Source organism: Kitasatospora arboriphila (genome assembly GCF_039528095.1).
In the GTDB taxonomy this organism is placed as follows: domain Bacteria; phylum Actinomycetota; class Actinomycetes; order Streptomycetales; family Streptomycetaceae; genus Kitasatospora; species Kitasatospora arboriphila.
In genome coordinates, this window is sequence record NZ_BAAALD010000038.1 from 29,482 (window position 1) to 50,530 (window position 21,049).

General features: G+C 75.2%; 17 protein-coding genes and 1 pseudogene. 7 read left to right on the forward strand and 11 right to left on the reverse strand.

Going from position 1 to position 21,049, the window contains the following annotated elements:
- The first annotated feature begins 96 nt into the window (after nucleotides 1–96).
- From mscL to ABD353_RS20280, 5 genes are all read left to right on the forward strand, one after another.
- Complete coding sequence (mscL, locus tag ABD353_RS20260) at nucleotides 97–540, forward strand: large conductance mechanosensitive channel protein MscL (RefSeq protein WP_344625064.1); 444 nt, start codon at nucleotides 97–99, stop codon at nucleotides 538–540.
- Between the two features lie 294 nt (nucleotides 541–834).
- A complete protein-coding gene (locus ABD353_RS20265; protein WP_344625065.1) occupies nucleotides 835–1,476 on the forward strand; it encodes a DUF6643 family protein in 642 nt (213 codons plus the stop codon).
- Nucleotides 1,477–1,639: 163 nt separating this feature from the next.
- Nucleotides 1,640–2,533: an MOSC domain-containing protein gene (locus ABD353_RS20270; protein WP_344625066.1), complete on the forward strand. Its 894-nt coding sequence runs from the start codon at nucleotides 1,640–1,642 to the stop codon at nucleotides 2,531–2,533.
- Nucleotides 2,534–2,653: 120 nt separating this feature from the next.
- Complete coding sequence (locus ABD353_RS20275; RefSeq protein WP_344625067.1) at nucleotides 2,654–5,122, forward strand: right-handed parallel beta-helix repeat-containing protein; 2,469 nt, start codon at nucleotides 2,654–2,656, stop codon at nucleotides 5,120–5,122.
- Nucleotides 5,123–5,287: 165 nt separating this feature from the next.
- Nucleotides 5,288–6,082 (forward strand): DeoR/GlpR family DNA-binding transcription regulator, encoded by a 795-nt coding sequence (locus tag ABD353_RS20280; protein WP_344625068.1) that lies wholly within the window; start codon nucleotides 5,288–5,290, stop codon nucleotides 6,080–6,082.
- Between the two features lie 274 nt (nucleotides 6,083–6,356).
- On the opposite strand, the gene ABD353_RS20285 is transcribed toward ABD353_RS20280, so the two are convergent.
- The 10 genes and pseudogenes from ABD353_RS20285 to ABD353_RS20330 all read right to left on the reverse strand — a co-directional run bounded on the left by ABD353_RS20285 (nucleotide 6,357) and on the right by ABD353_RS20330 (nucleotide 19,085).
- A complete protein-coding gene (locus ABD353_RS20285) occupies nucleotides 6,357–7,613 on the reverse strand; it encodes a glucarate dehydratase family protein (RefSeq protein WP_344625092.1) in 1,257 nt (418 codons plus the stop codon).
- A gap of 80 nt (nucleotides 7,614–7,693) precedes the next feature.
- Complete coding sequence (locus tag ABD353_RS20290) at nucleotides 7,694–8,626, reverse strand: 5-dehydro-4-deoxyglucarate dehydratase (RefSeq protein WP_344625069.1); 933 nt, start codon at nucleotides 8,624–8,626, stop codon at nucleotides 7,694–7,696.
- 234 nt (nucleotides 8,627–8,860) lie between these two features.
- On the reverse strand, nucleotides 8,861–10,006 hold the full coding sequence (locus ABD353_RS20295; protein ID WP_425555209.1) for an endo-1,4-beta-xylanase: 1,146 nt from the start codon (nucleotides 10,004–10,006) through the stop codon (nucleotides 8,861–8,863).
- A 494-nt stretch (nucleotides 10,007–10,500) separates the two neighbouring features.
- Nucleotides 10,501–11,607 carry a PLP-dependent cysteine synthase family protein gene (locus ABD353_RS20300; RefSeq protein WP_344625071.1) on the reverse strand — a complete coding sequence of 369 codons (1,107 nt, stop codon included), beginning with the start codon at nucleotides 11,605–11,607 and terminating at the stop codon, nucleotides 10,501–10,503.
- A gap of 272 nt (nucleotides 11,608–11,879) precedes the next feature.
- Nucleotides 11,880–14,444: an ABC transporter permease gene (locus ABD353_RS20305; protein WP_344625072.1), complete on the reverse strand. Its 2,565-nt coding sequence runs from the start codon at nucleotides 14,442–14,444 to the stop codon at nucleotides 11,880–11,882.
- 170 nt (nucleotides 14,445–14,614) lie between these two features.
- A pseudogene (locus tag ABD353_RS20310) lies at nucleotides 14,615–15,358 on the reverse strand (ABC transporter ATP-binding protein); the annotation flags it as partial.
- Entirely contained in the window at nucleotides 15,355–15,648 is a 294-nt protein-coding gene (locus ABD353_RS20315) for an SHOCT domain-containing protein (RefSeq protein WP_425555205.1), read from the reverse strand. The gene ABD353_RS20315 and the pseudogene ABD353_RS20310, both read right to left, overlap by 4 nt.
- 381 nt (nucleotides 15,649–16,029) lie before the next feature.
- Nucleotides 16,030–16,701 carry a response regulator gene (locus ABD353_RS20320; protein WP_344625074.1) on the reverse strand — a complete coding sequence of 224 codons (672 nt, stop codon included), beginning with the start codon at nucleotides 16,699–16,701 and terminating at the stop codon, nucleotides 16,030–16,032.
- Nucleotides 16,698–17,912: a sensor histidine kinase gene (locus tag ABD353_RS20325; protein WP_344625075.1), complete on the reverse strand. Its 1,215-nt coding sequence runs from the start codon at nucleotides 17,910–17,912 to the stop codon at nucleotides 16,698–16,700. Before ABD353_RS20325 ends, ABD353_RS20320 begins: the two co-directional genes overlap by 4 nt.
- 309 nt (nucleotides 17,913–18,221) lie before the next feature.
- Nucleotides 18,222–19,085, reverse strand: coding sequence for a PhzF family phenazine biosynthesis protein (locus ABD353_RS20330; protein ID WP_344625076.1), 864 nt, complete (start codon nucleotides 19,083–19,085; stop codon nucleotides 18,222–18,224).
- A 232-nt stretch (nucleotides 19,086–19,317) separates the two neighbouring features.
- On the opposite strand from ABD353_RS20330, the gene ABD353_RS20335 reads away from it, so the two are divergent.
- Nucleotides 19,318–19,530, forward strand: coding sequence for a hypothetical protein (locus ABD353_RS20335; RefSeq protein ID WP_344625077.1), 213 nt, complete (start codon nucleotides 19,318–19,320; stop codon nucleotides 19,528–19,530).
- Between the two features lie 85 nt (nucleotides 19,531–19,615).
- Here the strand turns inward: ABD353_RS20335 and ABD353_RS20340 are convergent, their stop codons facing one another.
- Nucleotides 19,616–20,008: a RidA family protein gene (locus tag ABD353_RS20340; protein WP_344625078.1), complete on the reverse strand. Its 393-nt coding sequence runs from the start codon at nucleotides 20,006–20,008 to the stop codon at nucleotides 19,616–19,618.
- A 73-nt stretch (nucleotides 20,009–20,081) separates the two neighbouring features.
- Between ABD353_RS20340 and ABD353_RS20345 the strand changes: the two genes are divergently transcribed.
- Nucleotides 20,082–21,049 (forward strand): LysR family transcriptional regulator (locus ABD353_RS20345; RefSeq protein ID WP_344625079.1); only part of this gene is annotated, 968 nt, incomplete at its 3' end.

Below are 21,049 nucleotides of genomic sequence, written 5' to 3' on the forward strand. Positions count from 1 at the left end.
GACCGCGCCGTCCGGCCTCGGCAGGATGGCCGGCGGGGCCGAAAGGCCCGGCCGGGCCGGGCCGGCGCGGCCCCACGCATTTCGAGGAGTCACCCGGTGCTCAAGGGATTCCGCAGCTTCCTGCTGCGCGGCAACGTCGTCGACCTGGCGGTCGGCATCGTCATCGGCGCGGCCTTCACGGCCGTGGTGACGGGCTTCGTGACGGCGTTCCTGACCCCGCTGATCGGCATCGCCAGCGGCGCGGTCGGCGACTACAGCAAGGAGTCCTTCAGCGTCGCGGGCACCGTCTTCCCGTACGGGGCGTTCCTGAACGCGCTGATCAGCTTCGTGCTGATCGCCGCGGTGATCTACTTCGCCGTGGTGGTGCCGGTCGGGCGGCTGCAGGCCCGCTTCGAGCCGCGCAAGGACGTGCCGGTGGCGAAGGCCGACTGCCCGGACTGCCTGAGCACGGTGCCGGTCGCGGCCGTCCGCTGCGCGCACTGCACGACGGAGCTGGCGGGCCGTCCCGGCTTCCCGGCGCAGAGCGTACACGTCGGCTGACGTGCGGCTTCTCCGGCGGGTCCGGTCCGTCCGCGAGGCGGCCGGGCCCACCGGCGCGCGGTCCGCACCGCACGCCCTCCGGTTTCGGACGGCCGAGGGTCCGACGAGCCGACGTCGGCGGTTCGCCCGGCGTTCGACCGGCAGTCAGGGGGATCGGATGGCTTGAACTGGTCGACAGTATGTCGGATTTGCACACTTTCGAGCGTTTCGATCGAGCGAAGACTGTGTGAACGGTCGAAATCCCACCTCTTCCACTCTCCTCAGCAGGCACGTTGTGGGCTTACGGTATGCCCCATGACCTCGCCCCGCTCCTACGACGGAGTCGGCTACCCCTCTCCGTCCTTCTCCTCCGGCACGCCCATCTACGACAGCCTCGTCGCAGAACGCGGTGTCCCGCAGATCGCGCCCATCAACGTGCCGGCGGCCCTGCCCCCGGCCACCTACGGCTCCGGCTACGGCAGCAGCTACGGCAGCGGCTACAGCACCGGCTTCGACAGCCCGGTGAGCAACCTGCCCGCGCTCCCGCCGGCCCGCCTCGCCCTGGGCCCCGGCCCCAGCAGCGGCCCCGCCACCTCGTACATCCCGGCGCAGACCGCGCCGTCGATGTACGCGGCGGCCCCGCAGCCGGCCGTCCCCGGGTACGGCAGCCCGCAGCCGTACCTCCCCCCGCAGCGCCCGCAGGCGCCGGTCTCCCCCGCCCCCCAGGCCGGGTACCAGACCGGGCAGAGCTTCGGCGGCCAGAACGGCTTCGCGTCGGCGCCCTCGGGCATGTCCGGCCAGCAGTTCGGTGCGCAGGGCTTCGGCCAGGGCCCGCAGCAGGGTTTCGCCGACCAGAGCTTCGGCGGCAACCAGCTGCGCCCGGCCGCACCGGTCGCCCCGGTCCGTCCCGTCCAGCAGCAGTACCCCGGCCCCGCGTACTACCCGCAGGCCGGCTGACCGAAGCCGCACCACCCCGGCGAACGAGGGCGCCGGGCGGAGCAAGGGCACGAGGTCTTCCTCTCCGGGGCCGTCCGGCCCGCCGTACCAGGCGGACCGGGCGGCCTCCGCGCATTCCCGGCCGCGGCACCGGAGCACCGCCGCCGACTGGCAGGATGGGGGCATGCCGCAGCTGACCGCCCTCCACGTCTATCCCGTCAAGTCGACCTACCGGCTGAGCCCGGACAGCGCCGGGGTGGAGCCGTGGGGCCTCGCCGGCGACCGCCGCTGGATGCTCGCCAACCCCGCGGGCCGCGCCGTCACCCAGCGCGACGACCCCTCCCTCGGCCAGTACCGCACCCTGCCGCACGCCGACGGCTCACTGACCGTCACCGACCCCGACGGCGCGAGCATCCGCATCCCCGCACCGAGCGCCGCCGCCGGCGACCCGGCCGCGCAGGCCGACGTCTTCGGCACCTTCTTCCCCGCCGTGGAGGCCGCGAAGGAGGCACAGGTCTGGTTCTCCGACCGCCTCGGCGACGTCCGCCTGCTGCACCTCGACGACCCTGCCGGCAGCCGGCGGATCGACCCCGAGTACAGCCGGCCCGGCGAGACCACCAGCATGGCCGACGGCTTCCCGCTGCTGCTCGCCACCACCGCCTCGCTGGCCGCGCTCAACGAGCACCTCGCCGCCGACCACCCCGCCGGCGACCGGCGGGCCGAGCCGCTGCCGATGGAGCGCTTCCGCCCCAACCTGGTCGTCTCCGGCACCGGCCCGTGGGCCGAGGACGGCTGGCGGCGGATCCGGGTCGGCGAGGTGGTCTTCCGGGTCGCCAAGCCCTGCGGCCGCTGCGTGGTGACCACCACCGACCAGGAGACCGGCGAGCGCCGCGGCCCCGAGCCGCTGCTCGCGCTCGGCCGGCACCGCCGCTTCGGCAAGAAGCTCGTCTTCGGCCAGAACCTCGTCCCGGAGCGTCCCGAGGGCGTCACCGGCGACCTGCTCGGCACCCTGCGGGTCGGCGACGAGGTCACCGTGCTGGAGGAGGGCCCGCGGCCGCAGCCGGACGCCCGGCGCTGACCGGCACCGCACCGTCGCCCACTCGTTGTAGTGCGCGGACGCCCCCGCGCCACGGCCGGGGGCACCCCGCGGGCGGCCGACCATCGCAGGGCTTCGACGAAGGTGGGGATGACAGACCGCATGGCAGAACAGAGGGTCCGGGTCACGCAGGACAGCGGGTCCCGCTGGCGGCGCCGCGCCGGCGAGTACGACACGCTCCACGAGGCCCTGGCGGCCGCCGAACCGGGCGACACCGTGACCGTGCGGCCGGGCGTCTTCCGGGAGGCGGTGGTGATCGACAAACCGGTCACCGTGCTGGCCGCCGAGGGCCCGGGCAGCGTCCGGATCAGCCCGCCCGGCGGGGTGCCGCTGACCGTCGCCGCCGCCGCGACCGTCCAGGACGTGATCGTCGAGGGCTCCGACCGCTCGCTGCCCGCCGTCCTGGTCACCGCGGACGGCGCCCGCCTCACCGGCTGCCGGATCGACACCCAGGCCTCCGCCGGCGTCGAACTCGGCGACGGCGCCTCCGCCGTGCTCCGCTCCTGCACCGTCGCCAACCCAGCCGGCCTCGGGGTGCGGCTGCGGCCCGGTGCCCGGGCCGGCCTCCAGGAGTGCGAGGTCTCCGCCGCGGGCCAGGCCGGCATCGCCGTGCTCGGCGGCGCCGCCGCCGTCCTGGACCGCTGCAAGGTCCACCACACCGGCGGCGCCGGACTCCTGCTCACCGGCGCCGGCAGCGGCGCCGAACTGACCGGCTGCGAGATCTACGAGATCCGCGGCAGCGGCGTGCAGGCCGAGGACGGCGCGGTCGGCCGGCTCACCGACTGCACCGTGCACCGGGTCACCGGCAACGGCCTCACCCTGGACACCGATGCCGAACTGCTGCTCGCCGGCTGCCGCATCCACGACCTGCCGGAGAACGCCGCCGACCTGCGCGGCCGGGCCCGGCTGCGGCTGGAGCGCTGCACCCTGCACACCTTCGGCCGGGGCGCGCTCTCCGTCTGGGACGCCGGCACCGAGGTCGAGGCCGAGGGCAGCGAGATCCACTCCGCCGGCGGCGACTACCCGGCGCTGTGGGTCAGCGACGGCGCCCGCCTCGCCCTCGCCGACTGCACCCTGCACGACCTCCCCGACGCCCTGTTCGTGCTCGACCGCGACTCCCGGGCGAGCGCCGCCGACTGCTCGTTCAGCCGGATCCGCTCCTCCGCCGTCTCGGTCAGCGGCGGCGCCACCGCCGACCTGACGGACTGCCGGATCCAGGAGGCCGGCACCGGGCTCTGGTTCCGCGACCACGGCAGCGGCGGCCTGCTCACCGGCTGCGAGATCGCCGACGTCGCCACCGGCGTGATCGTCGCCAAGGGCGCCGACCCGGTGCTGCGCGAGTGCACGGTGCGCGGCGCGGGCGACGCCGGGGTGTACGTCTCGGCCCAGGGCCGCGGCACCTTCGAGGACTGCCGGGTCTCGCACGGCCGCGGCTTCGGCTTCCACGTCATCGACGGCTGCCGCACGGTGCTCACCCGCTGCCGGGCCGAGCAGAACGGCCGGGCCGGCTTCGAGTTCTCCGAGGCGGGCCCGGTCACCGAGGGCTGCGTCTCGGACGACGTCCCCCCGCCGCCGCCCGCGCTGCCGGTGCCGCGCGCCGCGCTGCCCGCGGCGCCGCCGCTCGCCCCCGCCCCGCCGTACCCGCCGCTGCTCGCACCGGCGGCCGGGCCTGCTGCCGGTCCCGCGCTGCTGCCGGCGACGGCCCGGCTGACCAGCGCCGGTCCGGCCCCGGCCGGGGCGGCCGCGATCGCGCCGATCCCCGACTGCCGCCCCGCCGACGAGGCGCTCGCCGAACTGGACGCCCTGGTCGGCCTGGCCACCGTCAAGCAGGAGGTGCGCACCCTGATCGACCTGATCACCGTCGGCCGGCGCCGCCGCAAGGCCGGGCTGAAGGCCCCCTCGCTCCGCCGGCACCTGGCCTTCACCGGCGCCCCCGGCACCGGCAAGACCACGGTCGCCCGGCTGTACGGCGAGATCCTGGCCTCGCTCGGGGTGCTGCAGCGCGGCCACCTCGTCGAGGTGGCCCGGGTCGACCTGGTCGGCGAGCACATCGGCTCCACCGCGATCCGCACCGCCGCCGCCTTCGACCGGGCCCGCGGCGGGGTCCTGTTCATCGACGAGGCGTACGCGCTGGCGCCGGAGGACGGCGGGCGGGACTTCGGCCGGGAGGCGATCGACACCCTGGTGAAGCTGATGGAGGACCACCGGGACGAGGTGGTGGTGATCGTCGCCGGCTACACCGCCGAGATGGAACGCTTCCTCGTCGCCAACCCCGGCCTGTCCTCGCGGTTCTCCCGGACGGTCACCTTCCCCGACTACAGCGCCGACGAGCTGCTGGAGATCGCCCGCGCCCAGTGCGCCGAGCACGAGTACGCGCTCGCCGAGGCGACCGCGAAGGCGCTGCACGAGCACTTCGCCGGACTGGAGCGCGGACCGGCCTTCGGCAACGGCCGGACGGCCCGGCAGGTGTTCGAGACGATGGTGGAGCGGCACGCGATGCGGGTCGCCCAGCTCGCCGACCCGTCCACCGAGGAGCTGCAGCTGCTCGTCCCGGCGGACCTCCCGCTCTGACCGGGCCGGCCGGCCGCCGGCGTTACCGTCGGTCCCGGCGTTGCGGCGTTGCGGCGTTGCGGCGTTACCGTCGGCCGCCGGCGTTCTCGGAGTCCCGGGCTTCTCGAGGGCTTCGGCGGCCGGGCCGCGTGCGAGGATGGCCCGGAGCCGACCGCAGGAGGATCCGTGACCGACAACGCCCAGATGCTCGCCGAACAGCGCCGGGCACTGATCCTGGACGAGGTGCGGCGGCGCGGCGGTGTCCGGGTCAACGAACTCACCCGCCAGTTGAACGTCTCCGACATGACGATCCGTCGGGACCTGGACGCGCTGGCCCGCGTCGGCGCGGTGGAGAAGGTGCACGGCGGCGCGGTGCCGGCCGGTCCGGCCCGCACCCACGAGCCGGGCTTCGCGGCGAAGTCCGCGCTGGAGCTGTCAGCCAAGGAGCAGATCGCCCGGGCGGCCGCCCGGCTGGTCTCGCCCGGCGCGGCGATCGCCCTCTCCGGCGGCACCACCACCTACGCGCTGGCCCGTGAGCTGACCGGGATCGAGCGGCTGACGGTGGTCACCAACTCCGTCCCGGTGTCCGAGGTCTTCGAGCAGGCGCACCGCGCGGGCGGCCCGGCCGCCACCGTGGTGCTGACCGGCGGGGTGCGGACGCCCTCGGACGCGCTGGTCGGCCCGGTGGCGGACCGGGCGATCCGCTCGCTCCGCTTCGACCTGCTGTTCCTCGGCACCCACGGGGTCTCGCCGGAGGCCGGCCTCACCACGCCCAACCTGGCGGAGGCGGAGACCAACCGGACGCTGGTCGCCTCGGCGCGGCGGACGGTGCTGGTGGCCGACCACACCAAGTGGGGCACGGTCGGCCTGTCCACCTTCGCGGAGCTGTCCGAGGTCGACACCTGGGTGACGGACGCCGGGCTGCCTTCCGAGGCAGTGGAGACGGCCCGCGAGCTGATCGACGAGGTCGTCCTCGCCTGAGCCGGCCCGCGGGGGCGCAAGGCGGGGGCTCGTCCCGTCAGGCGAGGGCGAGGGTGGTGAGGGCGAGCGCAGCCGCGCCGAAGACGACGACGGGGCGGACGTTCTGCAGCACCCACACCCAGCGGGGGAACCCGGACTCCGCCGCCATCAGCAGCGCGGCGGCGTCGGTGCGGGCCGGCTCGGGATCCCCCTTGCGGACGAAGGCGGCCCGGACGGAGGCGGTGGCCGCCGAACTCCCGTCCGTGGTGGTGCCGTGGAGCGGTAGCCGGAGCCGTCACCAGCGCGGGATGCGCCGCCGGTAGGAGGGGTCGGTCCGGCGCCGGTAGCCGGTGTCGTCGCGGGTGCGCAGACCGCAGGTGAGATACTGCTCGTGCAGCCGGGCCAGGGCGTCGCGGTCGAGCTCGACGCCGAGGCCCGGCCCGGTGGGCACCCGGACGGCGCCGTCGGCGAGGGTGAGCGCACCGGGCTCGATCACGTCCTCGCTCCGCCACGGCCAGTGGGTGTCGCAGGCGTGGGTGAGCTCGGGCGAGGCGGCGGCGAGGTGGGTCATCGCGGCGAGGCTGATGCCGAGGTGCGCGTTGGAGTGCATGGACAGCCCGAGCCCGAAGGTGTCGCAGATCCCGGCGAGCAGCCGGGAGCGGTGCAGGCCGCCCCAGTAGTGGTGGTCGGCGAGCACGATCCGCGCCGACCTGCGGGCGACCGCTAGCGGCAGGTGCTCGAAGGCCGTGACACACATGTTGGTGGCGAGCGGGATCGCCGTCCCCCCGGCCACCTCCGCCATGCCGTCCAGGCCCGGGGTCGGGTCCTCCAGGTACTCGAGGACGCCCTCCAGCCGGCGTGCGGTGTCGAGCGCGGTGTCCACCGTCCAGGCCGCGTTCGGGTCCAGGCGCAGCGGCAGTCCGGGGAAGGCCTCGTGCAGGGCGAGGACGGTCTCGACCTCCTCGTGCGGCGGACGGACCCCGCCCTTGAGCTTCAGCGCGGTGAAGCCGTACGTGTCGACCAGGCGCCGGGCCTGGGCGAGGATGCCGGCGGTGTCCACCGCCTCGCCCCAGTCGTCCGGCGGCCCGCCGGGGTGGCCGGCCCACTTGTGGAAGAGGTAGGCGCTGTACGGGACGGCGTCGCGGACCCGGCCGCCGAGCAGGTCGCTGACGGGCCGTCCGGCGGCGCGGCCCTGGATGTCGAGGCAGGCCACCTCCAGCGGCGAGAAGACCCGGTCCACCATGGAGGCCGCGGTGATCGGCCCGGTCAGGCCGTGCCGGTCGGAGCCCGTCCGGCCGCCGAGCGCGGCGGCGACCCGGGCGCGCAGCCGGCCGAGGGCGTGCACCGGCAGGCCGGTCACCGCCGCGGCGGCGGTGTGCAGCCGGTCGAGGTGGCCCTCGTCGGCGGTGGTCTCGCCGAGGCCGGTCAGTCCCTGGTCGGTGGCGACCTCGACGACAGCCCGCAGGGCGTACGGCTCGTGCACGCCCACCGCGTTGAGCAGCGGCGGCTCGTGGAAGGCGACGGGGGTGACGGTGACCGCGGTGATCCGCAGCTCCGGCGGGCCGGGCGGGTTCGGCGACTCGGACGGGTGCCGCGACTCGGACGGGTGCGCGGGGTCGGGCCGTGCGGCGGTCAACGGTCGGTGCTTTCCGGGAGGCCGGCGAGGGCGGCCAGTCCGGCGTCGGTGAGGGCGCGCAGCCGGTCGAGGTGCTCGGGTGCGGGGTCGGTCAGCGGGGGCCGGACGCCGCCCACGGCCAGGCCGCGCTGCCGCACCCCCGCCTTCACCAGGGAGACGGCGTAGCCGGGCACTTCGGCGCGCAGTTCCACCAGGGGCAGGTAGAAGGCGGCCAGCAGGCGGCCGACGGAGGACTCGTCCCCGGTGGCGAGGGCGCGGTGGAAGGCGAGGGCGATCTCCGGGACGAAGGCGAACGAGGCGGAGGAGTACCGCCGGACGCCGAGGCCGCGGTAGGCGGGCGCGGTCACCTCGGCGGTGGGCAGGCCGTTGAAGAACCGGAACCGCTTCCCGGAGGGGCGCAGTGCCGTCTCGACGGCCGTGATCATCCGGGCGAGGAGTTCGAGGTCGCCGCAGCCGTCCTTGATGCCGACCACCTGCGGGAGCCGGGCGATCTCGACGGCCGTGCCGACGTCGAGCCGGGCGGTGTCGCGGTGGTACGCGATGAGCGGCAGCCCGCCGGCCTCGGCGACCTGGCGGGTGTAGGCCACCAGGCCGGACCGCGGGGGCCGGACGAGGTAGGGCGGCATGAGCAGCAGGCCGTCCGCGCCGGCCTCCGCGGCGGACCGGGCGAGGGCGCGGGCGGTGGGCAGCGGTCCGCCGGCACCGGCGTAGACCGGCAGCCGGCCGGCGGCGACCCGGCCGGCCGTCCGGACCAGCCGGGCGTGCTCGGCGGGGTCCAGGGCGTGGAACTCGCCGGTGCCGCAGGCGGCGAAGACCGCGCCGGGACCGGCGGCGATCCCGGCCTCCAGGTGCGCGGCGTACACCGCGGTGTCGATCTCGCCGTCCGGGCCGAACGGGGTCACCGGGAAGAACAGCGGGCCGTCGTGCATCGTCGCCTCCTGCGGGGACGGGCGGCGGGCCGGCCCGTGCGGCCAGCCTGTCCCCGCGGGCGGTGCGGTGGTGGGCGGCGCGCCGACGGTCACCCGGCGGGCGCAGCGGGCTCGTACGGACCGGCCGCGAAGGGTGCCCGGCGGGTCGGGTGGTCGGTGCAGGGGCTCACGGGGGGCACCTCCCCCGCGCCCCTGAACCGACCATCCGAGCGGCCGGTCCGCCGGAGGTGTCGGTCAGTGCCGGCCGGCGAGGGTGAGGTCCTGGCGCAGCGCGGTGTACGCCGGCTTCGGGCGGTAGTCCTCGGTGAGCAGGTTGGCCGAGCCCTGGCCGGAGAAGGTGTTCGGGACCCAGGAGTACTTGTCGGTGAAGCCCCAGACCGTGAAGTCGGTGCAGTGCTCGGTGAGCAGGCAGCCCTGCAGCAGCACGCTGTACCCCTCGGCCTGCGCCTCGGTCTTGGTGGCGTCCGCGGGCATCACCATCCGGACGTCGGCCTCGGTGATCGCGGTGTCCAGTCCGAGGGCGTCGAAGCGCGCCAGGTTGTCGGCGATGTCGTGCGGGGCGGGGTACTGGACGGCGAGGTGGCCCTGGACACCGACGCCGTCGATCGGGACGTGCTGCGCCTTCAGCTCGGTGACCAGGGCGAGCAGTGCGGTGCTCTTGGGGTTGACGCCCTCGATGTTGTAGTCGTTGATGTACAGCTCGGCCTTGGGGTCGGCCTCGTGGGCCCAGCGGAAGGCGTCGGCGATGTAGCCCGGGCCGAGGTTGCGCAGCCAGACGGAGTCGCGCAGGGTGCCGTCGTCGTTGAAGGCCTCGTTGACGACGTCCCACTGCCAGATGTGGCCCTTGAAGTGCTTGACCTCGTCGGTGATGTGACGGTGCAGGATGTCGCGGAGCTCGTCCGCGGTGAAGCTGCCGGAGGTGAGCCATCCGGGCAGCTGGCTGTGCCAGACCAGGGTGTGGCCGCGGACCAGCTGGTGGTTGTCCCGCGCGAAGTCGACGAGGTCGTCGGCGGGGCCCCAGGTGTAGGTGCCGCGGACGGCTTCGACGGCCTCCCACTTCATCACGTTCTCCGGGGTGACGGAGCTGAACTCGGTCGCGGCCTTCTCCCGGTACGGGGCGTCGGCGGCGAGGGCGGACATGTCCACGGCCGTGCCGATGCGCACGCCGGCGCGGCGGCCGAGCTCGCCGAGGGTGCGGGCGGCCGGGTCCTTCGCCGGGTCCTTCGCCGGGGCGGCGGCCGCCCGGGCGTCGCCGGACGCGCCGGTGCCGCCCGCGGTGGCGGTGCTGCCGGTGGCGGCGGAGGCGGTGGGGAGGACGAGCGCGGTGACGGCCAGGGCTGCGGTGGTGGCCGCCACGAGGGCGGTGCGGGTCGCTCGGATCACGGAGGTCCCTTTCACGATCACACGGTGACGATTCTCGAAACTTTTCGTAGTTGACTACGCAAGTTTCAGGCACGCTAGCGGCCCGAATTTTGGACGGTCAATCCCCGTGCACGGAGGTATTTCCGCCGGGTTGACGTCCACTCATGGAGTGCCATCGGAGCGGCCGGCCCACTGCCGGGGTGGCGACCCCAGCCATTGCCCGCCAATCCATCCGTGGGGTCTGGCCGAAACTCTCGCCCTGGTTTACGATTCTGCCGCCCGGCGGGTCCGTGACTGGCGTCCGGCCGGTGGGCGCTTCGGCCCGGTGTGGGAGTGGCCGCGGCGCGGCTGCGGTGCGAGGGTCACCGCACACGTCGGCCCGGGGAGTACGTGGCGCACTCCCCGGGCCGTCATGGTGGGTCATCAGGGTGGTTCATCAGGGTGGGTCGTCATGGCGGTCGACCGGATGGGCCGACCGGGCGGGGCGGCGGACGCCGCCCCGCGGCAAGGGCTCAGCCCAGGCCGATGGACGTCCCGGCGAGGAACTCCTCGAGCTCGGCGACGTACGGGTCGATGTCGATGCCGTGCTCGGCGAGCCAGGCGTCGGAGTAGTACTTGTCGAGGTAGCGGTCGCCCGGGTCGCAGATGAGGGTCACGACGCTGCCGGCCTGCCCGGCCGCGCGCATCTCGGCGACGATCCGCAGGGCGCCCCACAGTCCGGTGCCGGTGGAGGCGCCGGCCTTCTTGCCGAGCGCGTCCTCCAGGATGCGGACGGCCGCGATGGACGCGGCGTCGGGCACCTTCATCATCCGGTCGAGGGCGCCCGGGACGAAGCTGGGCTCCATCCGGGGACGGCCGATGCCCTCGATCCGGGAGCCGCTGGGGCAGGTGGCGTCGGGGTCGCTGTTGACCCAGCCGTCGAAGAAGCAGGAGTTCTCCGGGTCGGCCACGCATATCCGGGTGTCGAACTGCATGTAGTGCACGTAGCGGGCGATGGTCGCGGAGGTGCCGCCGGTGCCGGCGGTGGCGACGATCCAGGCCGGCTCGGGGTGCGGCTCCAGCTCCAGCTGGGCGAACACGGACTCGGCGATGTTGTTGTTGCCGCGCCAGTCGGTGGCGCGCTCCGCGTAGGTGAACTGGTCCATGTAGTGGCCGCCGGTCTCCTCGGCGAGCCGCGCGGACACGTCGTAGACCTCGCAGGGGTCGTCGACGAGGTGACATCGGCCGCCGTGGAACTCGATCAGCTCGATCTTGGCCCGGCTGGTCGTGCGGGACATCACGGCGATGAAGGGCACGCCGATCAGCTTGGCGAAGTACGCCTCCGAGACGGCGGTCGAACCGCTGGACGCCTCGATGACCGGCTTGCCGGGTCTGATCCAGCCGTTGCAGAGGCCGTAGAGGAAGAGCGAGCGGGCCAGCCGGTGCTTGAGGCTGCCGGTCGGGTGGGTGGACTCGTCCTTCAGGTAGAGGTCGATGCCCCACTCCTCCGGGAGCGGGAAGCGCAGCAGGTGCGTGTCGGCGGACCGGTTGGCGTCCGCCTGGACCTTGCGCACCGCCTCCTTCAGCCAGGCCCGGTACTCCGGGTCGGAGCGATCCACGTCCACGGTGTGCAGCGCCATCGCGAGCCTCCTTGTCCTGGCGTTGTCCTGACGACGTCACCTCCACCAAGCGTAACAGGCGACTACGATAAGTGACTGTTACGGCATCTCCAGCGAACCCTTATCGGGCAGCAGAGCGGTGAGACCGGGCGCCACGTCGCGCAGCCCCCGTGCAGCCCCCGTGCAGCCCCGCAGCGAGCCGCCGACCTGGGCGGACGGCCCGCCGAACGCCCGTCGAACGTCGCCCGCCGGGTGCCCGGGCGGGCGGCCCCGGGCACCCGGCGGGACGGCACTCACTCCGCGGCGATCGCCCGCAGGACGTCCAGCCTGGCCGCGCGGCCGGCCGGGCGGAGGCCCGCGACGGCGCCGGCGACCAGCCCGGCCAGCAGCACCACCGCGAGCCGCGCGGTCGGCAGGGCGAAGGACCCGGTGCCGGCGCTGTCGGAGGCCCGGACCAGCGCCCATCCGAGGAAGGCGCCGAGCCCCAGGCCGCCGACCGTGCCGAAGGCCGCGACGAGCACCGACTCCCAGCGGACCATCGACCGCAGCTGGCCCCTGGTCTGTCCGACCGCCCGCAGCAGGCCGAGTTCACGGGTGCGCTCGTGCACGGCCAGCGTCAGCGTGTTGGCGATGCCGAGCAGGGCGATCAGCACCGCCAGCGCGAGCAGGGCGTAGACCACGGAGAGCATGGTGTCCACACCGCCGGCGGCGCTCGCCGCGTACTCGTCGCGGTCCTGCACCTGCGGATTGCCGTAGCCGTCCGCGACGTGCTGAACGGCGGTCTTGCCCTCGGTGAGGGAGACGCCCGGCCGCAGCGCGACCGCCACCATGCTGTCGCTGTCCTGGACACGGTGCGGGGCCCAGGCCTCACGGGTCATCAGGTAGTCGCCCGCCACGCCGCCGCCTTCGTACAGCGCCCGGACGGTGAACGGCTCCGCGCCGTCGGTGAAGGCGACGGAGACCGTGGAACCGATGTGCCAGCCGCGGGCGGCCGCCTCGCTGCGGGAGACGGCGAGGCCGTCGGTGCCGAGGGCGGTGAGACTGCCGTCGACCCGTCCGAGATCGACCACGCCGGGCAGCCGGGCCGGGTCGGTGATGTCCAGCTCGCGGCCGTGCCCGTCGATCCGGGCGACCCCGCGGCCGAGGCCAACGGCCTGCTCGACCTGCGGCAACTGCCGGACGGCCTCGGCGAGCTTCGGGCTGACCCCGCTGCCACCCGCGCCGAACGCGGGTGCGGTGACGGCGAGGTCGCCGGCGAACGAGCGGTCGACGGTGTCGTCCAGGGTGGCCCTGATCGACGCGGCGAACACGGTGAACAGGGTCACCACGGCGACACCCACCATCAGCGCGGTGGCGGTGGCCGCCGTCCGGGACGGGTTGCGGGCGGCGTTGCGGCGGGCCAGCGCACCGCTGACGCCGCGCAGCCGCGGCAGCGGGGCGCCAAGCACCCGGACGGCCAGCGCCGCGGCGACCGGGCCGAGCACCACGGTGCCGGCCAGCGCCGTGACCGCGCCCGCGGTGGTCAGCACCACCGAGGGCCCGTCGGTCGCACCGCGCACCGTGAGCACCGCCCCGCCGGCCAGCAGGGCCGCGCCGAGGGCGGCCCGGACCCGGCCGGTGCGGCCGGTCGCCGCGTCGTCCACCGCGCTCTCGCGCAGTGCGGCGAGCGGTGCGGTGCGACCGGCCCGGACGGCGGGCAGCAGGGCCGAGCCCAGGGTGACCAGGATGCCGACGGCCAGCGGCAGCACCACGGAGGCGGTCGCGACGACCATCCCGCCGGTCGGCAGCGAGAAGCCGAGCGCGGAGAAGAGCGCGCTGAGCCCGGCCGCCACCCCGATGCCGCCGACCAGGCCGGCCGCGGAGGCGACCACGGCCACGACGGCCGCCTCGGCGAGGGTGGAGCCGAGGACTTGCCGCCGGTGCGCGCCGAGCGCGCGGAGCAGCGCGTTCTCCCGGGTGCGCTGGGCGACCACGATGGCGAAGGTGTTGTGGATGGTGAAGGTGGCGACGAGCAGCGCGATCCCGGCGAAGACCAGCAGCAGGGTGGTGAACATGGTCAGGAACCGGCCGGAGACGTCGGCGGTGGACTCGGCGGTCGCGGCGTGCCCGGTCAGCGCCTCCACGCCGGTGGGCAGCAACGGCTTGACCCGGTCGACGAGCTGCTGCTGCGTCAGGGTGTCGGAGCGGAGCCGGATCGCACTGGCCTGGCCCTCGCCCTTGGGGGTGAGGTGGCGCTCGGCGTCGGCGAGGCTCAGCCCGGTGAAGGTGGAGGGGCCCATGCCGTCCGCGTCGGCACCGAAGGTGGCGATGCCGACGACGGTGATCCGCACCGGGTCGGGGGTGCGCAGCACGGTGGTGTCGCCGATCCGGAGGTCGCCGGCCTCGGCCGCGCCGCGGTTGATGACGGCCTCGCCGGGCGCGGCGGGTGCCCGGCCCTCGGCGAGCCGGTAGGGGTTGAGCGTGCCGTCGGTGAGCCAGTTCCCGGCGAGGGTCGGCGGGCCCTTGCCGCCGATCGGCTCGCCGTTCCGGCCGACCAGCTGGCCGGCGCCCTGGACGGACGGCTCGGCCGCGCTCACCCCGGGGACGGTGCGCAGCCGGTCGGCGAGTGCGGTGTCGACCGGTGCCCGGACGCCGCCGGGGACGTTCTGCGCGGGCAGGACGTCGGCGCTTCGGACGACGGCGCCGGTGCCCGCGTTGGCGTCGGCGAACAGGGTGTCGAAGTTGGCCCGCAGGGTGTCGCCCAGCACCATCGTGCCGGTCAGGAACGCGACGCCGAGCAGGACGGCGAGGACGGTGCCGACCAGGCGGCGTTGGTGGGCGCGGGCCGAGCGGAGTCCGATCCGCAGGGCGGTGTTCATCGTCGGTCACTCCCCCGTGGGCCGGTGGCCGCGGTCGGGACGGTGGTCGGGGCGCTGATGGTCGGGGTGGCAGCGGTCGGGGCCGCGGCGGTCGGCTCGGTGGTGGCCGGGTCAGCGGCGGTGTGGGCGGCGCTGACGGCGGCGGTGAGGGCGGTGGCGCGGGTGGAGCCGGCCGGGGTGTCGAAGGCCTTCATCCGGTCGAGGACGAGGTCGGCGGTGGGCGCGTCCATGCTGTCGACCAGTCGGCCGTCCGCCAGGAACAGGGCCCGGTCGGCGTAGCCCGCGGCGGTGGGGTCGTGGGTGACCATCACCACCGCCTGGCCCATGGTGTCGACGGCCTGCCGGAGCAGGCCGAGCACCTCGGCGCCGGAGCGGGAGTCGAGGTTGCCCGTCGGCTCGTCCGCGAAGACGACCTGGGGGCGGCCGGCGAGGGCGCGGGCCACGGCGACCCGCTGCTGCTGGCCGCCGGAGAGCTCGGCGGGCCGGTGGTGCAGCCGGTCGCCGAGTCCCACCACGTCGACGAGGGCGTCCACCCAGGCCGCGTCGGGTGCCTTCCCGGCGAGGTCGAGCGGCAGGGTGATGTTCTCCCGGACGGTGAGCGTGGGCACCAGGTTGAAGGCCTGGAAGACGAAGCCGATGCGCTCGCGGCGGAGTTCGGTGAGCCGGCGGTCGTTCAGGGTGCCGAGCTCGGTGCCGCCGATGTGGGCGCTGCCCGCGGTGAGCGTGTCGAGGCCGGCGGCGCAGTGCATCAGCGTGGACTTGCCGGAGCCGGACGGACCCATGATCGCGGTGAACCGCCTGGCCGGGAACTCGACCGTGACGTGGTCGAGTGCCCGGACCTGGGTGGCGCCGATTCCGTACACCTTGACCGCGTCGGCGACCGCGGCGGCGGGGTGCAGCTGGACGACGGTCATTTCGCACCGCCGGGACGGTCGGTCCGGTCGGTGCGCTCGGTGAGCACGGCGCGCTTGGCGCGGTACTCGTCCTCGTCGATCTCACCGCGGGCGTAGCGGTCGCCGAGCGTGGCGAGCGGGCCGCCGCCGTGGTGCCAGCCGCCGGGGCCGTAGCCGCGGCGCCGGACGGTGCGCCGCAGGATCAGCACGACGAGGAGGATCACGGCTGCCCAGAAGAACGGGATCAGCAGGATCCACGGGCCGGGCCAGTGGCCGTCCGCGTGGGCGAGCAGGGTGTCCATGGTGTCCATCTCCTCGGTGCATGCCTGTTGTGGGGACTGCACCGAGCCTCTCGCTACGGGCCCCGGCCGCGCGTCGTCCCACCAGCGGCACCTGCGGTACTCCCGGCGTAGTACCGGGGCCGGGCGGGGCGCCGTCGCGGCCCGCGCGGAGGTGGCGGACCCAGGGCGGGCCGGCGGCACGGGCGGTGGTCGCGGCGGCCGCCAGGAGGAGGAAGGGGACGAGGGTATGCACCACGGTGCGCATCAGGGTTCGCATGCGGTGAAGTCTTCTCCGCCGCCGCAGCCGCCACCATCCCCCTGGTATCCCGATCCGACCTGCACCCCGGTGCAGGTCGGATCCTGAAACCAGCACCACCCCCGGCGCCGGTGCACCGGTCCGACGGCCCGGCGCTAGCCCAGCCAGCCGGGCCGGACGAGCCCCGACTCGTAGGCGAGGACGACCAGTTGGGCGCGGTCGCGGGCGCCGAGCTTCACCATGGCCCGGCTGACGTGGGTCTTGGCGGTGAGCGGGCTGACCACCAGTCGGCGGGCGATGTCCTCGTTGGAGAGGCCGAGGCCGACCAGCGCCAGGACCTCGCGCTCGCGGTCGGTGAGTGCGGCGAGCACGGTCGGGCCTCCCGCCGCCGGCGCCTTGGAGCGGGCGGCGAACTCGCCGATCAGCCGCCGGGTCACACCGGGCGAGAGCAGGGCGTCGCCCGCGGCGGCCACCCGGACGGCGCGCAGCAGTTCGGCCGGTTCGGTGTCCTTGACGAGGAAGCCGGCCGCGCCGGCCCGCAGCGCCTCGAAGACGTACTCGTCGAGTTCGAAGGTGGTGAGGACGACCACCCGGACGCCGTCGAGCGCCGGGTCCTCGCCGATCCTGCGGGTCGCGGCGAGTCCGTCCAGCCGGGGCATCCGGATGTCCATCAGGACGACGTCGGGCCGCAGTTCGGCGGCGAGGGCGACGGCCTGCTCGCCGTCGTCGGCCTCGCCGACCACCTCGAGGTCGGGCTGCGCGTCGAGCAGTGCACGGAAGCCCGCCCGGACGAGCACCTGGTCGTCCGCGAGCAGCACCCTGATCACCTGGGTCCGCCTCCCGTCGAATCCTGCGGGCCGCCGCCGTGGGTCGGCAACCGGGCGAGGACCCGGAATCCGCCGCCGGGCCGCGGCCCCGCCTCCAGCGTGCCGCCGGCCGCCGCGACCCGCTCCCGCATGCCGATGAGACCGCTGCCGGAGCCGCCCGGCTCGCCCGCCCCGGCCGGACCCGGGTCGTCGATCCGGACGGCCAGCCCCTCCCCCGACCAGTCGAGCAGGACGTCGGCACTGCGGGCCGCCGAGTGCCGGATGACGTTGGTCAGGGCCTCCTGGACGATCCGGAAGGCGGTCAGGTCGAGCCCGGCCGGCAGGCTGCGGGCCCGACCGCGGCTCTGCACCGAGACCGCGAGCCCGGCCTGGCGGGCCTGCTCGGCGAGCTCGTCCAGCCGGTCGAGGCCGGGGGCGGGGCTGCGCGGGGCCGCGGCGTCCGGGCCGCGCAGCGTGCCCAGCACCTGCCGCACCTCGCCGAGCGCCTCCTTGCTGGCGGCCTTGATCGTGGTGAGGGCCGTCCTGGCCTGCTCGGGCCGGGTGTCGAGGAGTTCGAGGGCGACGCCGGCCTGGACGTGGATCAGCGAGATGCTGTGGGCGAGGATGTCGTGCAACTCGCGGGCCATCCGCAGCCGTTCCTCGTCGGCCCTGCGCCGCCGGGCCTGCTCGGCGGCGGCCCGGACGGCCTCCATCCGTTCCGCGCGGAACCGCAGGATCTCGGCGACGGCCATCACCAGCAGCAGCCAGGCGGCGATGCCGAGCTCCTGCCAGCCGTTGGGCCGTGCGGCCGGACCGCGCAGCCAGTCCTGCGGCACCGCGAAGGAGATCAGCAGGTGGGCGGCGTAGAAGGCGCCCGCGCAGGCCCAGGCGGCGCGGCGGTGGCCGCGTTTCACGGCCGCGCAGAAGGCCACCACCAGGCTGAGGAACACCGGTCCGTACGGGTAGCCGGCCAGCAGGTAGGCCACGGTGACGACCGTCGTGCCGACCACCACGGCGACCGGGCGGCGCTGCCGGAACAGGAGCAGCACAGGGCCGAGCAGGAGCAGCAGGTAGCCGAGGGCGTCCAGCGGGAGGCGTCCGCCCTGGTGGCGGGCGGCCGCGCCCGTCCCGGCCAGCTGCGCGACCGCGACCAGCACCGAGGAGGCGACCGGCCAGCCCGCCTTCGCGGCACGGACCCACGGCGGCTGCCAGGGCGGCGGTTCGTCGGTCATGCCGGGAAGGCTAGTCGCCGTCCGGCCACCGCGGCGTCAGCCTGCCGGGGTGGGCGCGCCTACTCCCCCTGGAGTACGCGCGCCCACCCGTCCCCGCCGCGTGGCGCCGGCCCGGCAGGGCGCCCCCGGCACCCGGCCGACCCTGCCGATCGGGTATCCGGTCGGCCCTGCCGATCAGGCGTCCGGTCAGGCATCCGGTCAGCCCTGCCGATCGGGCATCCGGTCGGGGATCCGGTCAGCCCTGCCGATCAGGCATCCGGTCGGGGATCCGGTCAGCCCTGCCGATCAGGCATCCGGTCGGGGATCCGGTCAGCCCTGCGGGTCGGGGATGCGGACGGCGGCGCCGCTCACCCGCACCCGCCGCTCCCCCTCCCGCAGCTCCACGCGGAGGACGCCGGGCCGGCCCATGTCCTCCCCCTGGTGGAGGGTGAGGACGGCCTGCCCGAGGCCCTCCAGCTCACTCAGGTAGGCGCCGAAGGCGGCCGCGGCGGCGCCGGTGGCCGGGTCCTCGACGACCCCGCCGACCGGGAAGGGGTCGCGGACGTGGAAGACGGTGTCGGAGATCCGGTGGACCAGCTGCAGGGTGGTCAGGTCGAGCCGGGTCATCAGCCGGGCCAGCCGGTCGAAGTCGTAGGCGAGCTCGGAGAGCCGCTTGCGGGTGGCGGCGGCCAGCACCAGGTGGCGGGCGCCGGCGTAGGCGATCCGCGGCGGCAGGGTCTCGTCGAGGTCGTCGGCACTCCAGTCGAGGGCGGCCAGTGCCTCGGCGACGTCCGCGTCGGAGACGGGTTCGACGGCGGGCTCGACGCTGGTCAGGGTGGCGACCGGCCGGCCCTCGGCGTCGGCGGCGACCTCGACCGGCACCGGGCCGGCCTTGGTCTCGAAGAGCAGCGGGCCGGGGCCGATCCGCTCGGCGAGGGCGACGGCGGAGGCGATGGTGGCGTGGCCGCAGAACGGCACCTCGGCGAGCGGGCTGAAGTACCGCGCCGCGAAGGTCCGCGGGCCCCGGGCGGTGAGGAAGGCCGTCTCGGAGTAGCCGAGTTCGGCGGCGACGGCGAGTTGCGTGTCGTCGTCGAGCCCGGTGGCGTCGGGCACCACTCCGGCCGGGTTGCCGCCGGCCGGGTCGGCGGTGAAGGCGGCGTAGCGCAGGACCTCGGTACCGGGTGGAAGCGTCATGCCCGGCAGAACGTGCCGGGGTGTCCGGTGATTCCCGACGGACCGGGGGCGGTCACGACGGCCGACCAGGGGCGGCCGGGGGAAGCGGTCCGCACCACCGTCCGGTGGCGGGTCACCGGGACGTAACCTCCGGTCCCCGATCCGCCATGAGAGCGAGACCCGCCTGCAAACCTGCTGTCATGACGGGCCGTCATCCTTGAGGTCAGAGGTAATCAGTCGAAAGGAACTCAGAATGAGCGACTACTCCGTACTCGTTGCCGCCCTCGTCGAGCTGTCCGGCGAGCGCGACCTCGGTATCGGCGCGCCCGTCGCGGTGCGCGGTCACGAGGCCGACCGGCTCGCCAGCCTGGCCCGGGGCGGGGGTGAACCGCCCGCCGGCCGGCCGGCTCCACTGCTGCGGCTGCTGCGCCGCCGCACCGCCGGCCGTCTCCGCTTCTCGGTGTGAGCCGCCGCGGCGGACGGCGGCCGCGGCGCTCCCGCGGTCCCGGCGGACTGCTCCCGGCAGACTGCTCCCGACGGCCCGTCACCGGTCAGCCGGTGACGGGCCGTCGTGCGTCCACCTCGATCTCGATCCTCATCCGCGGGTCGGCGAGGCCGCAGACCATCATGGTGGCGGCCGGGCGGACCTCGCCGAACGCGCGGCGCAGCACGGGCCAGCAGGGCTCGAAGTCCTCGCGGTCGGGCAGCAGGTAGCGCACCCGGACGACGTCGGCGAGGGTGCAGCCGGCCTCGGCGAGTGCGGCGGTGATGTTGCGCAGGCACTGTTCGGCCTGTGCCACCACGTCCTCGGCGATGGTCATGGCGGCGTAGTCGAAGCCGGTCGTGCCGGAGACGTGTACCCGGTCCCCGTCCACCACCGCCCGGGCGTACCCGATCCGTTCCTCGAAGAGCGATCCGCTGAGGATCGTCCGGCGTTCTCCCATGGCAGGGACGGTAGGCGCGGCCACCGTGATACGTCCAATACCTTGCGAGTGCGGCTGTGATATCCCGGGAGATATGGAGGACCGTCCCGAGCTCGCCCTGCACCAGCTGCACGCCTTCGCCGTGCTGGCCGAGGAACTGCACTTCGGCCGTGCCGCCGAGCGGTTGGGCGTGGCGCAGCCGCCGCTGAGTCAGCAGATCCGGCGGTTGGAGGAGCGGGTCGGCCATCCGCTGTTCGAGCGCCGGCCGGGGCGGGTGTCGCTGACCGCGGCGGGCGAGGAGCTGCTGCCGGCGGCGCGCCGGGCCCTCGACGAGGTCGCGTCCGGGCTGGCGGCGGCCCGGCGGGTCGCCACGGGCGGGGCGGGCCGGCTGCGGATCGGGTTCGCGGCCTCGCTGGCACCGACCGTGCTGCCGGACCTGCTGCGCACCTTCCGCGAGCACCGGCCCGGTGTGGAGCTGGAGATCCGCGAGATGACGACGGCTCCGCAGGTCGCGGCACTGCACGAGCACACCCTCGACGTGGGGCTGATGCGCGAGCCCCCGCAGGACCCGGACCTGGTGGTGGAGCCGCTCTGGTCGGAGGGGTTCGTCGCCGTCCTCCCGGCCGGGCACCGGCTGGCGGGCCGGCGGGCCGTCCCGGTGGCCGGGCTGGCGGAGGAGCCGTTCGTCCTGCTTCCGCGCGAGTGCGGGCCGACGGTGCACGACCGGATCGTCGGGGTGTGCCGGGCGGCCGGGTTCGAGCCGCGGGTCGCCCAGCGGGCGGTGGAGTGGCAGACGGTCGCCGCGCTGGTGGGCGCGGGGCTGGGGGTGTCCCTCGCCCCGGCGGGCGTGCGCCGGGTACGGATGCGGGGTGTGGCCTTCCGGCCGATCACCCCCGACGGCGCCCGGACCGTCGTCGGACTCGTCCACCGGCGAGGCGACCGCAACCCGCTCGTCGCCCGCTTCGTCGCCGAGGCCCGGGCGGCCGGCGTCCGCCCGGCGCCCCGGCCGGGCGGCGCCGCCCGGCCGGGCGGGGGGGGGGGGGGGGGGGGGCCGGGGGGGGG